The sequence below is a fragment of the Albidovulum sp. genome (assembly GCF_008933605.1).
Classification (GTDB): domain Bacteria; phylum Pseudomonadota; class Alphaproteobacteria; order Rhodobacterales; family Rhodobacteraceae; genus Albidovulum.
Window position 1 is genome coordinate 1 of record NZ_WBUS01000007.1, and the last position, 13,549, is coordinate 13,549.

Here is a 13,549-nt window from a genome sequence, read left to right on the forward strand (position 1 = left end):
AGCTGGGCCCGACGGACTACGACTTCTTCGAGGACGGCGGCTTCGCCCTTCCCGGCATGCTGATCCGCGCCGACATCGACGCCGCGCAGACCCAGCGCGGCAGGGCGCCGGCGATCGGCATCGTCGGCGACGCCAGCCTGACCGCTGGGGCGCTGGCGGCGGCGGTTGCCCCGCGCCCTCCGGGGCGACCTCCACCTGCTGGAGACGATCCGCGACACCCTGCCCGAGGCGCTGATCGTCGGCGACTCGACGCAGCTCGTCTATGCCGGCAACACCGCTTTTGCCGCCGCGACCCCGGGCAGCTACTTCAACTCGGCCACCGGGTTCGGAACGCTGGGCTACGGGCTCCCGGCCGCCGTGGGGGCGCGGCTGGCGGGCGACCGGCCGGTCGTGGCGCTGTCGGGCGACGGCGGCCTCCAGTTCACGCTGGGAGAGCTTGCCAGCGCCGCCGAGGCGAGGGTGCCGGTCGTCCTCATGCTGCACGACAACAAGGGCTACGGCGAGATCAAGTCCTGCATGATCGCCCAGAACGTCCCGCCCCTCGGCGTCGATATCCTGACCCCGGACCTCGGCACCATCGCTGCTGCCTGCGGCTGGCGGGTGGAACCGCTGCGGTCGCTTGCCGAGCTTCCGGCCCTGCTGAGGCGCGGCGTGGGCGCGGATGGTCCGACGATGATCCTCTTCGGCGATGCCCTGCGCGAGGAGGCGCAGTCCGCCGCCGGTCTTTGACAAATCGGAGCAGCCGCCCCGACCCCCGCCGGGTCAGGGCTGCACCATGGCCGCGGTCCATTCGCGCAGGAAATCGTCCTTGCGGATCCGGTCGAGATTGGCGAGGAGGCCGGGGTCCAGGCGGATCGTGCGCGAGGCCCCGAGGCGGCCGGACGGGGCGCTCATCACCGATATCTGGCCCGGCACCACGTTGATGGCCGCGATGCCCGCGTCGGACAGCAGGAAATTCAGCATCCGCACGGCGGCGTCGGGATTTGCGGCCGATTGCGGCACCAGCGCCGTGCGCAGCAGTTGCAGCGTGAAGTCGTCCGGCTCGATCACCAGAAGGCGCGGGTCCTCTGCGGCGCGGGCGCGGGAATAGCTGCCGACCAGGTTATAGGCCACCAGGAGCTTGCCGTCCGCCAGATCGTTGATCATCTCGCCGGAGCAGCAGTAAAGCCGGGCGTCGAGGCGCCCGATGACTTCTGCCAGCCGCCAGAAGGTGCTGCCGAAGGCCGCGTCCTGGCTGGCGAAGAGATAACCCGCCCCCGAGGTGGCCGGATCGTAGGTGCCGACCCTGCCGCGGAATCGCTCGGGATCCTCGCGCAGGCGGTCGATGAGTTCGCGCCGGGTATGGGGGACTTCATCCGCCGCGAAGGCATCGGAACGCGCCACGATGACAACCGGCTCGACCGAGATGCCGACGATCAGGTCCCGCCAACGCGCCGTGCGGGGCACCGCGTCGAGTTCGGCCGAGTCCGGGATCGGCCGGGCATGGCCGTCGTTGGCCAGCTTCATCTGCAAGTCCATTGCCGAGGAGATCACGAGGTCGAAGGACAGCTTCTCGCGCGCAATCGCGTCGTAGGCCGAGATCGTCGACGCGACGGTGTAGCGGATCGGCACATCGGGGTTCGCGCCGTGGAAGGCTTCCAGGAACGGCCGTGCCGCCGAGACATCGGTGGTCGAGAGGATGCGGAGCGGAGATGCGGCGACCCCCTGCCCCAGCACGAACTCCTCCTCGACATCGAGCGCAGCCGCAGGTCCGGCCAGCATCAGCGCGACACCGAGGATCAGCGCCCTGACCAGGACCGTGATCGGGCCTGCCATCAGGCGAGAGGAAGGCTGAAATGGGCGCAAGTGCCACCTCCTTCGCGCGGTTCCAGCCGGAACCGGCCGTCATGCGAGTCGCTGACCTCGGTCACCATCGTCAGCCCGAGGCCCGAGCCGACGATGTCGCGGACATTCTCGCCCCTCTGGAACCGGGGGGCGAGGCTGGCGAGGTCGGCCTTGGCGATGCCCCGGCCGCGATCCAGCACGCTCACGCTCGCCTCTCGCCCGGACACCTCGAGCAGGAGGTCGATCGCATCGTCCGGATTGGAATATTTGATCGCATTGTCGAGGATGTTGCGCAGCGCGGTCTCCAGCAGGAGCCTGTCACCGAGAACCACCACCGGCTCATCGGGCCGGCGCCACCGCAGGGACAGTTCGCGAAGGTCGGCGGTCGGCCGCATGCTGGCGATCAGTCCGTCGAGCAGGGCGCCAAGTTCGACCGGGCCGCGCACCTCGCGGTCGCTGCGCGACATGACGAGAGCATGATCCATCAACTGGCTGGCCGACCGCGAACATTCCTCGGCCGAGCGGATCACCCGGCGCAGGCGGGTGCGGATATTGTCGTCCCCGGCCTCATGCAGGGCGACTTCCGCTTCGGCGCGGATCGCCGACAGGGGTGTGCGGATGTGATGGGCGGCTTCGGCGATGAAGGTTTCGGTCCTGGAATGGGCGAGCCTGAGGCGCCGGATGAACCCGTTCAGGGCCGCGATGAAGGGCGCGAGTTCGGGGGGGACGCGCTCGGCCACCGGGCGCAGGTCCTGGGGCCCGCGTCTTGACACGCCATCGGCGACCTGACCGATGGGGCCGAGGATGGCGCGGGCCGCCAATAGGCTCATCGGCACGGCAAGGACAAAGAACCCGATGCCGAGAAATCCCGCCCTGCGGGCGATGGCATCGGCGATCGCGGCCTGGCCATGACGGGTCTGGGCCAGCGCGAACTGCACGTCCGTCTGCGCCCCGTCGAAAAGGATGGTGCGGGTCAGGCTGGCGGCCCGCACGGGCGTCCCGTTCAGCGAGGTCTTGTAGAAGACCGGCTCCCCGCCCGTCGGGATCGCCGCGGGGAGCGCGAGGTTCTCATAGCCGGTCACCGTCCGTCCCTGCAGGACGACCCGGTAGAAGACCTGATCCTCGCCCATCGCCGACAGCATCGAGAGGACCGTGGGCGGCAGGTCGAGGTCAAGCTCGTCGTCCTCGGCAAGAAGCCCCTCCGACAGGGCGAGGGTCGCGGCGGCAAGGACCGAATCCTGCGCGGCCTCGGCGGCGCGATCGGCGGTGACGCGGATCGCCAGGAACAGCGTCACCGCGGCGAGGGCCGCGGCCGCGAGGAACTGCCAGATGAGCTTGCGCTGCAGCGATCCGCCAAGGCCGACCGCCGCAAGGCGGCGCGGCAGGGATCCGGGGCCGCGCGCCGGATCGGTCATGGCAGCGTGAGGCGGTAGCCGAGGCCGCGCACCGTCTCTATGCGCACGCAGGAGCCTTCGAGCTTGCGGCGCAGGCGCGCGACGTAGACCTCGATCGCGTTTTCCGTCACGCTTTCGGCAAAGGAAAACAGCCGGTCGCAGAGTTGGTCCTTCGAGAAGATGCAGTTGGGTGCGCCGATCAGCACCTCGAAGAGGCGCATCTCGCGGTTGCGCAGTTCGCGCGGGTCGCCGGCGACCGTCAGCGTCGCGGTCAAGGGGTCGAAGCTGAGGTCGGCGAGCTGGCGGGTCGAGCTTGCGGCACCCCCCCTGCGGCGCAGGACGGCACGCGCGCGCGCCTCCAGCTCGGCCGGGTCGAAGGGCTTGGTCAGATAGTCGTCGGCCCCGCCGTCGAGCGCATCTATCCGGTCCGACACGGCGCTGCGGGCGGTCATCATGATGACCGGCGTCGCATTGCCCTGCCGGCGCAGCTCGGAGAGAAACCGCCGCCCGTCGCCATCCGGCAGGGCAATGTCCAGCAGGATCAGGTCGTAGCTCGCCCCGCCGAGACAATCGCGGGCCTCGGCAAGGCTTGCAGACCAGTCGACCGCATGGCCGCCAAGGCGCAGAAGGTCCTTGACAGACTCTGCCAGTTCCACAGCGTCTTCGACGAGAAGGTACCGCATGCCTTCGGGAGTTCCGACCCAATCGACTGTTGTGGTGTCAGGTTCGTGTCAGCTTTCCGCATAATCGTCACTGCCGCAAGGGGCAGGCCAAGCGAAAATGACCTGCCTTCGCAAGCAAGAGGGAGAACCTGGATGAACAAGACTTCGATCCGCACCGCCCTGGGCGGCGCCGTGCTGGCCATGACGCTGGGCGGCAATGCCTATGCGACCGAATGCATCGCGCCGGCGGACGCCGGGGGCGGCTGGGATTTCACCTGCCGCCAGATCGGCAAGCTGCTTTATGACCTCAAGCTGGTCGACCAGCCGGTGCAGGTGACCAACATGGCCGGGGCCGGCGGCGGTGTCGCCTATACCCATGTCGTGACCAAGCGTAATGAGGATGCCGACCTCATCGTCGCCGCCTCGTCCGCGACCACCACGCGACTGGCGCAGAATGCCTATGCCGGCATGACGGCCGACCAGGTCCGTTTCGTGGGCGCCATCGGCGGTGATCCCGGCGTGATCGTCGTGGCCAAGGACAGCCCGTTCCAGACGCTCGGCGACCTCGTCGAGGCGATCAAGGCCGATCCGGCCTCGGTGACCTTCGCCGGCGGTTCGGCGGCGGGCGGCTTCGACCACCTCAAGCCGCTGATGGTGCTTAAGGCCGCGGGTTTCACCGACTTCGCATCGGTCAAGTACATCGGCCTTGACGGCGGCGCCGAGGCGATCACCCAGACCATCGGCGGTTTCACCCAGGCGATGACCGGCGACATGTCGGAAATCTCGGGCTTCATCAAGTCGGGCGACGTGCGCGCGCTGGCGGTGCTGACGGCCGAGCCGGTGCCCGGTTTCGAGGAGATCCCGACCGCCAAGTCGCAGGGCTTCGACGTCGAGGTGGTCAACTGGCGCGGCCTCTACGTGCCCAAGGGCATCTCGGACGAGGCTTTCAATGGCTGGGCCGAGAAGCTGCAGACCGTGGCCGACAGCGCCGAGTGGAAGCAGATCATGGCCGACAACGGCCTCGCCCCCTTCACCAAGGTCGGCGGCGACTTCCAGGGCTGGATCGACGGCGTCGTCGCCGACACGACGCAGCTGTCGAAGGACATCGGGGTCATCCAGTGATGGCCAGCGACCGGATCTTCGGTCTGGTCGTGGTGATCGGGGCGCTCGCGTTCTTCGCGGGCGCCCTCCAGATCCAGACCAGCTTTCTCAGCGATCCGCTCGGGCCCCGCGTCTTCCCGATCCTGATCTCCGGGGCCTCGCTTCTTTGCGGCCTCTCCATTCTCGCCCGGCCTGACCCGGAACCGCACTGGCCGGCCCGCGCCGCCTGGGTTGCGATGGGCGCAGCACTCGTGGTCCTCGTGGCCTATGCCTATGCGGTCGTGCCCCTCGGCTTTCTCATTCCGACGGCACTCGCCTCGGCCGCCATCGGCTACCTGATCGATCCGAAGCCGGTGCAGAGCGTGATCATGGGGGCCGCTCTCTCGGCGGTTCTGTACGTCATCTTCAAGTTCGGCCTCGGCCTGGGGCTCGCCGCCCTTCCCCGGGCGCTGATGGGCTGAGGGAGCGCGTCGCATGGAAACACTTGCCAACCTCTCGATGGGATTCGGGGTCGCCCTGACGCCGTTCACCCTGTTCCTTGCCGTCGCGGGCGCGTTCCTCGGGACGATCATCGGCGCGCTGCCGGGCCTCGGCCCGTCGAACGGCGTGGCGATCCTCATTCCCCTGGCCTTCGCGCTGGGGCTCGACGCGACCCAGTCGCTGGTCCTGCTGACGTCGGTCTACTACGGCTGCATGTACGGCGGGCGGATTTCCTCGATCCTCCTCAACATTCCCGGCGACGAACCGGCGATGATGACGACGCTCGATGGCTATCCCATGGCCCGCCAGGGCCGCGCCGGCGACGCGCTCGTCATTTCGGGCGTCGCGTCGTTCATGGGCTCGTTCCTGTCGACCGTGGGCCTCGTCGTAATCGCCCCGGTGCTCGCCTCGATCGCCTATCTCTTCGGCCCGGCGGAGTACTTCGCGCTCTACGCGCTTGCCTTCGCGACCCTCGGCGGCATGACCTCGTCGAACCAGGCCAAATCCGCCTTCGCGGCCTGCCTCGGCCTCGGCCTCGCGGTGATCGGGCTCGACAACGCCACCGGCCTGCCGCGGTTCACCGGCGGCAACCTGCACCTCATGGACGGGATCGACTTCCTCGTCGCCATCGTCGGCCTCTTCGCCATCTCGGAGATCTTCATCTTCATCGAAAGCCACGGCCGCAGCAGCGCCATCGGCGTGACGCTGGGCAAGCTGACGATTCCCTGGGCCGACCTGAAGGCGACCTTCGCCACCATGCTGCGCAGCACCGGCCTCGGCTTCATCGCCGGCATCCTGCCCGGAGCCGGCGCCTCGCTCGGTTCCTTCATGGCCTACATGGCCGAGAAAAGCTGGGTCGGCTCCTCCGGCCGCTTCGGCAAGGGCGATCCGCGCGGTGTCGCCGCGCCCGAAGCCGGCAACAACGCGGCAGCAGGCGGCGCGATGATCCCGATGCTGACCCTCGGCGTTCCCGGGTCGGGCACCACGGCGGTCATGCTCGCGCTCCTGATGACGCTCGACATCACGCCGGGACCGCTCCTCTTCAAGGAACAGCCAGAGGTCGTCTGGGGCCTGATCGCCAGCCTCTTCATCGCCAACGTGGTGCTCCTGGTGATAAACGTGCCGATGGTGAAGCTCTTCGTGAAGATCCTGATGGTGCCGCCGTGGATCCTGATGCCGATGGTCACGATGGTCAGCTTCGTCGGCATCTTCTCGCTGTCGGGCAGCTACTTCGACATGCTCGTGATGATCGCCTTCGGGGTGCTCGGCTACGTCCTGCGCAAGCTCGAGGTGCCGACCGTACCGGTGATCCTCGGCATCCTTCTGGGGAGTGCGATGGAGGACGCGCTGCGCCGCGCGATGGTGATTTCGGACGGCGACTGGACCTACCTCTTCTCGACACCGATCGCGCTCGGGCTCTGGCTCTTCGCGGCCGGCGGCTTCCTCGCGCCGATGTTCCTGCGCCGGCTGGTGAAACGGCCGCCGATCCCGCCCAGCGACATGCCGCTGGACGCCGACTGAGGAGACGACGATGCCGACCCGTGTGCTGGTGCCTTCCGGGGTTCTGGGCCTTGGCTTCGACCGCAAGGCGCTGGCGCGCGGGGTGGCGATGCGCCCCGACATCATCGCCATCGACGGGGGGTCCACCGACAGCGGGCCCTACTCTCTGGGCGCGGGGCAGTCGAAATACTCGCGCGCGGCGACCAGGGCCGAATGGCGGGAGCTGATGCTGGCGCGGGCCGAGGCCGGGGTCCCGCTGGTGATCGGCACCGCCGGCACCTGCGGCGCCGACGCGACGGTGGACTGGATGTTCGACATCACCGCCGAACTGGCGGCGGAACTCGGTCAGTCGGCCCGCGTCGCCCGGCTCTACTCCGGTCAACCGGCCGAGCGGGTGATCACCGCCCTGCGCGAGGGCCGCATCGCGCCTCTGACCCCTGCCCCCGAGATCACCGAGGCCGGCCTCTCCGCCATGACCAACATCGTCGCCCTGGCGGGGGCCGAGCAGGTCCAGGCGGCGCTGGCCACCGGGGCCGAGATCGTGATCTGCGGCCGCACCACCGACACCGCGCTGATCGCGGCCCTACCGCTCGCGCGGGGTGACCACGCCGGCGCCGCCTGGCATGGCGCCAAGATCGCCGAATGCGGCGCGCTGTGCTCGACCCACCCGATGACCGGCACCATCATGGTGGAGTTCGACGCGGCGGGCTTCACCGTCGAGCCCATGGCCGAGGCGGCGGCCTGCACGCCCTTCTCCGTCTCGGCCCACATGCTCTATGAAAATTCCGATCCGTTTCGACTGTACGAGCCGGGCGGCCACCTCGATGTGACCGCCGCGCGCTACGCGGCGCTCGACGGCCGGCGGGTGCGGGTCGAGGGTTCGCGCTGGGTTCCGGGCCCCTACACCGTAAAGCTGGAAGGCGCACGGGCGGCGGGATACCAGACCACGATCCTCGCCATCCTGCGCGACCCGCGCTATGTCGCGAAGGCCCGCGACTGGGTCGCCGGCCTGCAGGCCTTCCTCGCCGCCGAAATTTCCCGCCGCATGGGACTCGAACCACTGGCCTATTCGCTGGAGTTCCGCCTGATCGGCCAGGACGGCGCGCTCGGGGCGATGGAGACACGGCGGGGACAGCCGGTCGAGATCGGCGTCCTCGGCATCGTCACGGCCGCGTCGCAGGCCCTGGCCAGCGAGATCGGCAAGCTGATCAATCCCTTCGTTCTGCACCATCCGCTGACGCCCGACGAGGAACTGCCGACCTTCGCCTTTCCCTATTCCCCGGCTACGACCGACCGTGGCGCGCTCTATGAATTCGCACTGAACCACGTGATGCGGCTCGATGCGCCGATGGACGCTTTCCGTCTGACAGTGACGGAGGTTGGCCATGCGCGTCGCTGACATCGCGCTGAAGGTCCGGTCGAAGAATGCCGGCCCCTTCTGGGTGACGGTCGACATCTTCTGCGGCAGCGCGGTGGCATTCGCCCGGCTTTCGCGCCTGCCCACCGCCGCCATCGCGCGGGTCTATGGCCAGCCGGAGCAGCTTCTCAAGCGGTTCGACATCGCCGAGCTGAACGTGATCAAGATTTCCTTTCCTCGCCCCGTCGTCCAGGGCAGCCGCGAGGACCGCGACATGCACGGCGCCCAGTGGGCGCATCTTCTGGCCGAGATGGAACTTGGCGACTGACGACGGCCAGACGTGCGATTGCCCGTTCTAAGCGCAAAACGGATTTGATATCGTTCCGCGTCCCTTCGCCGGAAAGGGATGGGGAGGCCTGCCGTGTGGACACGTCGCAAACGGACGCAGCCGCTGCTCGGCGGCCTTGTGTTGATGGCCGGGCCGCTGGTGCTGGTCCTGGTGCTGGTCGTTGGCTGGTTCGTCGGCTTCGGCAAGTTCGACGACAGACAGGCAGTGGCGCCACAACCGCCCACTGGCAACCCGATACCGGAGTTTTCGCTGCCTCCGCTGACGACAGGCGATCCGGGCCTGGCCGCCAGAGACCTGCGAGGCAAGGTCGCCGTCGTGAACTTCTGGGCCTCGTGGTGCGTGCCCTGCCGCGAGGAAATGCCGCTCCTGCGGGACCTGGCGGCAACGCCGGGTGTCGTCGTTTACGGCATCAACTCCGATGACCGTCTGCCGGCGGCGCAGCGGTTTCTGACCGCCGTCGGCGATCCGTTCGACCGGATCGGGGTCGATGCAGACGGCACCGTGGCACGAGCCTGGGGCGCCTACGGATTGCCCGCAACCTTCGTGATCACTGCCGAGGGGCGCGTTGCGCATGCGCTCGTCGGCCCGCTCGATCGGCGTGTCGTGGAGGACGAGATCCTGCCGCTGATCGCGGAGCTCTCGCAAGAGCCCTGATACGGCGGCCGGGGTCAGTGATCGTGCGGACCGAGCCGGCGATGCAGCCGCGCATCATGGGTGCGGAAGTGGTCGGTGAACCAGGCCTCCAGCACCGCGGTCAACCGCTCCGCCGTCGGCGCCTCGCCCGCCGCCGTCCCGTCCATGATGTCGCGCAGCGCGTCGAGGAGCCGCTCGTGGTCGCCCTTGTGGGGCGTCAGCTGATCATAGCCGGCGCGGGTCATCTGGCGTTCCTCATGGGCGAAATGCGCCGAGATCGCCCGGTAGAGATCGCCGAGACAGCGGTCCACGTCCGCATCCGGACGGCCGTCGAGAATGGCGCCCGCGGCGGCGTTCACCAGCTCGACAAGCTCGCGGTGTTCGTGGTCGACGGCGGGATCGCCGACGCTGAACTCCGGCTTCCATGCGATGGGGGCCATTTGGGTCCTCCGTGGCGGTCAGTGCAGGAAGAACCGGCCGGTCGTCGCGTCGAAATCGACGGCAAGGCTTTCGGCCGGGGACAGGTCAATGTCGAAAGCGGCTTCCTGGGTGAAGCCCGCAACCGAGGGATCGTCGCGCATCCTGAGGGTGAGATGGTAGCTGCCCGCCGGTAGTTCAACCCGTCGGTAGATGCGCGAGGGGCCGCTGCCGGCCAGCCCGCTGGGCGGCAGGTCGGCGGCGATGACGGTTTGCCCGTCGACGTCCATCTCGACCCGCACCGGCGCGCGGCGACGGTCGCAGATCTGGCTGTTGCGCATGTTGGGCGGCAGTTTCGCCAGTTCCTCCTCGGTGCGGTCGCGGCAGTTGCGGACGCCGCTGTGGGTGAAGCTCAGCCGCAGCAGTGCGGTGTCGGGCGGCAGGCTCTGCCATGCGGGCCAGGCCGAGAGCGCGGCCGCCGCCAGTACCACGACCAGCGACAGCGCGCCGCCCAGGGCGAGATGGCGGCCGCGGCCGCGCCAATCCGTTCGCGCGGTCACTTCGCCGCCTCCGTCTCGGCCGGGGCGGTTTCCTCGGCGTCGAGGGACCGTGCCCCGGCAAAGGCCGGCATGGCGCCCAGCCGAGATGTGAAGGAACCGAGTTCCTTCTGCAGGCGCACGGTTTCCGTGGGGCCGGCCCAGACCGTCAGCACCCGTTCGCGCGGCACACGCTGGCGCAGGTAGGGGTCGCGGCTGCGCTCGAAGCGGGCGCGGGTCCAGGCGACGCCGAAGCGGTTGAAGCAGTCGCGCTCGGCGCAGCCGGCGACGGCCACGCCGTCGGCCAGGTCGCGGCTGATGATGAAGTCGATCAGCGAGGGCGGGGCCATCGCGACACAGGGCAGGACGACACGGCCCGGTGCGGCCTCCGCCGCCGCGCCATGCGCGCAGGCGAGCGTCATCACCCGCCCCGGCATTCCCTCCAGCGCCGCGGCGGCCTCGATCACCTCGGCCCGGACCTCTGCAAGCGGACGGTCGGGCAGGTCGATGCCGGTGATCAGCGGGCCCGAGCGGCGGAAGGGCGTGGAGGACGGGCAGGACCCCATGCAGATGCCGCAGGACACGCAGCGGTCGGCATTGACCTCCACCTCGTGGGTGAAGGGCAGGCCGTCGCTGCGCGGGACCAGCGTGATGGCGGCATAGGGGCAGTCGGCGACGCAGCGCGAGCAGCCGTTGCAGTGGTCAAGGAACACCTCAGCCGCCGCGCCCTCGCGGCGGCGCGGCAGCCAGGGCAGGCCCGCCAGCAGGAGGGTAAACACAAGGACACCGGCCCAGATCGCGCCCGCCGGGACGGATTCGATCACCGGATAGAGCGAGAGCAGGAACCAGTCGATGCCGAGGCTTTGCGGCAGGCTGGCGAGGTCGGCCGGCCCCTGCGAGGTGGCGGGCAGGATCAGCGACCCTGCGACCAGCGACCCCAGCGTGATCGCCGCAAGCCCGCGCGGCGGCTTGGTGCGCGCCTCGGTGATGCGCTGGATGTGGATCCACATCAGCAGGAGCAGCAGTAACGGGATGGCGATGTGCAGGAACACCATCAGCGTGAAGAAGCGGCTGGAAAGGCTCTGCGGCGACAGGAAGTTGCGCGCGATCGGCTCGGCGAAGATGCCGAGCGTGTCGAGCAGCTCGGTCGTGATCATGGCGACGTATTGCGCCAGCCTGTCCCAGACGAGCCAGTAGCCGGTGATGCCCGAGAGGTAGACGAACCATATGACGAAGACGCCCGTCAGCCACGAGAACCAGCGCTTGCCGCGGTAACGGTCCATCGCCCATTCGCGGGCGAGGTGCAGGAACATCACCACGACCATCAGGTCGGAGGCATAGCGGTGCAGGCTGCGGGCGATGCCGGCATGCCACCAGTGGTCCTTCGTCAGCCATTCGATCGAGGCATAGGCCTGGGTCACGCCGGTGTCGAAGAAGATGAAGAGGTAGATGCCGGAGACGGCGACGGTCCAGAACAGGAACCAGCCAATCGGGCCAAGCTGCGCGAGCGGATTCCAGTCCGGCCCGAAGGCGCGGTCGAGGACGCGTTCGGCACGGTCGAAACCGTTGCGGACCCAGGCGCGGAGTGCGGTCATGACGCGGCCCGGTCCCGTCTCGGCAACGCCCTGAGCGCGCGCCGCCGTTCCAGCCAGAGCCGCAGAACGACGATGCCGGTCAGGATGAGCGACACGCCGCCGAAGAAGATGCCGAAGAAGATGCCGTAGTCGAACCGGTAGGCGCCGGTCAGCGGGTTGTAGACGGTGCAGAGGAAGTTGATCCGGTTCCAGAGGTCCTGCGGCGCGACCGAGCGGGTCTGCCGCCCGAGCACCAGGTCCTTCAATGGCTCGATCAGTACCTGCGGCGGGAAAGCCTCGCCATAGACCTGGCGGTAGACGACACCGCCGGCATCGAGGATCGTCGTCTGCGTCACGTGGTCGAAGCTGCCGGCGACCGCGCGGTAGGAGAAGCCAAGCTCCTCGATGAAGGCCGCCGTGGTCTCGGCGTCGGCGCTGGCGATATGCCAGCCGTCGATGTCGGTCAGGTTGTGGGTGCCGGCAAAGGCGGCAAGCTGCGCCGGACGGTCGCCGCTTGCGTCGAACCCGAAGGTGAGGATGTTGAAACTGTCCTCTCCCAGCGCGTTCCGCGCCTTCTCCACCTGGTCGCGCAGATAGCTCGTGGTCAGGGGGCAGACGGTTGAACAACTGGTGAAGACCAGCGAGACCAGAAGCGGCTTGCCACGCAATTGCGCCAGCTCAAGCGGCTGGCCGGTGTGATCGACCAGCCCATGGTCCGACGTCTGGCGCCCGATCGCCGCCTGGCTCGCCTCATAGGCGGTCTCGACGTCCAGATCGGCAGTCTCGGCCCAGGCGGGAAAGGCAAGGAGGCAGGCCAGAAGTGCCGACTTCAGAGTGCCCATGCCAGACCCCGGTCGAGCACGACCCCCAGTGACAGCAGGGCGAAATGCCCGAGCGAAGCGAGGAAGGTCGCGCGCGACCGCTGCTTCGACGGCTCCCGCATCAGTTGCCAGCTCGTGACCAGGAACCAGATACCCGCGATGGCGGCGCAGATCCCGTAGACCGGGCCGAGACCGAAGAAGAGCGGCCCGAGCGACAGCGCGACGAGGGCCACGACATGGACGAAGATCACCTTGCCCCATGTCTCGTGCCCGGACACCACGGGCAGCATCGGGACATTGGCGCGGCGGTAGTCCTCGGCCCTGAGCGCGGCGAGCGCCCAGAAATGCGGCGGGGTCCAGAGAAAGAGGACGGCGGCCAGCAAGATCGGCACGGGTCCGAGTGCGGGTCCGAAGGGATCGGCCGCCGCGGCCGCGCCGGCGAGGAGTGCGAAACTGCCGGCCGCGCCACCGATCACGACGTTCCAGACGGTGCGCTTCTTCAGCCAGAGCGTGTAGACCACGCCGTAGGTGAAGGCGCCGAGAAAGATCAGCACGGCGGCGAGCGAGCCGCCCACCGACCAGCCCATCAGGATCGAGGCCATGAGCAGGAGGGTGAAGGTGACGGGCCAGATCGGCCCTGCCTTCAGCGTGCCGCTGGCGAAGGGCCGGCCGAAGGTGCGCGCCATCAGCCGGTCGGTGTCGCGTTCGAAGTACTGGTTGAAGGCCCCCGCCGCGCCGGAGGCGCCCAGCACGGCGAGGGTGAAGACAGCCGCCTCGATCCAGCCCAGCCGACCGCCGCCGGTGAGGATCCCGACCAGCGCGGCCAGCGCGATGAAAGAACCGATCCGCAGTTTCAGGATCGAGACGGTCATCGTCAGGGCGGTTTGCATGTCCTGGCTCC

15 protein-coding genes are annotated in these 13,549 nt (G+C 68.7%); 7 read left to right on the forward strand and 8 right to left on the reverse strand.

All coding sequences use genetic code 11. From position 1 onward, the window contains the following. The first annotated feature begins 165 nt into the window (after nt 1-165). Nucleotides 166-729: a thiamine pyrophosphate-dependent enzyme gene (locus tag F9K34_RS01795; RefSeq protein ID WP_291334835.1), complete on the forward strand. Its 564-nt coding sequence runs from the start codon at nt 166-168 to the stop codon at nt 727-729. A 33-nt stretch (nt 730-762) separates the two neighbouring features. Here F9K34_RS01795 and F9K34_RS01800 read toward each other — a convergent pair whose 3' ends face one another. Genes F9K34_RS01800 through F9K34_RS01810 form a run of 3 tightly spaced genes read right to left on the reverse strand, consistent with a single transcriptional unit; the run spans nt 763 to nt 3,901 of the window. After that, nucleotides 763-1,815 carry an ABC transporter substrate-binding protein gene (locus tag F9K34_RS01800; protein ID WP_291334836.1) on the reverse strand — a complete coding sequence of 351 codons (1,053 nt, stop codon included), beginning with the start codon at nt 1,813-1,815 and terminating at the stop codon, nt 763-765. Further along, the gene (locus F9K34_RS01805) at nt 1,815-3,239 is read right to left on the reverse strand and encodes a sensor histidine kinase (RefSeq protein WP_291334837.1); all 1,425 of its coding nucleotides are present in this window, start codon (nt 3,237-3,239) and stop codon (nt 1,815-1,817) included. Before F9K34_RS01805 ends, F9K34_RS01800 begins: the two co-directional genes overlap by 1 nt. Continuing rightward, on the reverse strand, nt 3,236-3,901 hold the full coding sequence (locus F9K34_RS01810; protein WP_291334839.1) for a response regulator transcription factor: 666 nt from the start codon (nt 3,899-3,901) through the stop codon (nt 3,236-3,238). Before F9K34_RS01810 ends, F9K34_RS01805 begins: the two co-directional genes overlap by 4 nt. 132 nt (nt 3,902-4,033) lie before the next feature. Between F9K34_RS01810 and F9K34_RS01815 the strand changes: the two genes are divergently transcribed. From F9K34_RS01815 to F9K34_RS01840, 6 genes are all read left to right on the forward strand, one after another. After that, nucleotides 4,034-5,002 carry a Bug family tripartite tricarboxylate transporter substrate binding protein gene (locus F9K34_RS01815; RefSeq protein WP_291334841.1) on the forward strand — a complete coding sequence of 323 codons (969 nt, stop codon included), beginning with the start codon at nt 4,034-4,036 and terminating at the stop codon, nt 5,000-5,002. Beyond that, nucleotides 5,002-5,442 (forward strand): tripartite tricarboxylate transporter TctB family protein, encoded by a 441-nt coding sequence (locus tag F9K34_RS01820; protein ID WP_291334842.1) that lies wholly within the window; start codon nt 5,002-5,004, stop codon nt 5,440-5,442. Before F9K34_RS01815 ends, F9K34_RS01820 begins: the two co-directional genes overlap by 1 nt. A gap of 13 nt (nt 5,443-5,455) precedes the next feature. Next, a complete protein-coding gene (locus F9K34_RS01825) occupies nt 5,456-6,982 on the forward strand; it encodes a tripartite tricarboxylate transporter permease (RefSeq protein ID WP_291334843.1) in 1,527 nt (508 codons plus the stop codon). Nucleotides 6,983-6,992: 10 nt separating this feature from the next. Further along, complete coding sequence (locus F9K34_RS01830; RefSeq protein ID WP_291334844.1) at nt 6,993-8,360, forward strand: acyclic terpene utilization AtuA family protein; 1,368 nt, start codon at nt 6,993-6,995, stop codon at nt 8,358-8,360. Then, the gene (locus F9K34_RS01835; RefSeq protein ID WP_291334846.1) at nt 8,347-8,646 is read left to right on the forward strand and encodes a DUF4387 family protein; all 300 of its coding nucleotides are present in this window, start codon (nt 8,347-8,349) and stop codon (nt 8,644-8,646) included. Before F9K34_RS01830 ends, F9K34_RS01835 begins: the two co-directional genes overlap by 14 nt. Nucleotides 8,647-8,739: 93 nt before the next feature. Then, complete coding sequence (locus F9K34_RS01840) at nt 8,740-9,321, forward strand: redoxin family protein (protein ID WP_291334847.1); 582 nt, start codon at nt 8,740-8,742, stop codon at nt 9,319-9,321. Between the two features lie 14 nt (nt 9,322-9,335). On the opposite strand, the gene F9K34_RS01845 is transcribed toward F9K34_RS01840, so the two are convergent. The 5 genes from F9K34_RS01845 to cyoE are packed head-to-tail and all read right to left on the reverse strand — an operon-like array spanning nt 9,336 to nt 13,538. Beyond that, nucleotides 9,336-9,740: a bacteriohemerythrin gene (locus F9K34_RS01845; protein WP_291334848.1), complete on the reverse strand. Its 405-nt coding sequence runs from the start codon at nt 9,738-9,740 to the stop codon at nt 9,336-9,338. An 18-nt stretch (nt 9,741-9,758) separates the two neighbouring features. Then, a complete protein-coding gene (locus F9K34_RS01850; protein ID WP_291334849.1) occupies nt 9,759-10,277 on the reverse strand; it encodes a hypothetical protein in 519 nt (172 codons plus the stop codon). After that, nucleotides 10,274-11,848: a cytochrome b N-terminal domain-containing protein gene (locus F9K34_RS01855; protein ID WP_291334850.1), complete on the reverse strand. Its 1,575-nt coding sequence runs from the start codon at nt 11,846-11,848 to the stop codon at nt 10,274-10,276. Before F9K34_RS01855 ends, F9K34_RS01850 begins: the two co-directional genes overlap by 4 nt. Further along, a complete protein-coding gene (locus F9K34_RS01860; RefSeq protein WP_291334851.1) occupies nt 11,845-12,669 on the reverse strand; it encodes an SCO family protein in 825 nt (274 codons plus the stop codon). The genes F9K34_RS01855 and F9K34_RS01860 overlap by 4 nt, the downstream gene beginning before the upstream one ends. After that, nucleotides 12,657-13,538 (reverse strand): heme o synthase, encoded by an 882-nt coding sequence (cyoE, locus tag F9K34_RS01865; RefSeq protein ID WP_291334853.1) that lies wholly within the window; start codon nt 13,536-13,538, stop codon nt 12,657-12,659. Before cyoE ends, F9K34_RS01860 begins: the two co-directional genes overlap by 13 nt. Nucleotides 13,539-13,549: the final 11 nt, after the last annotated feature.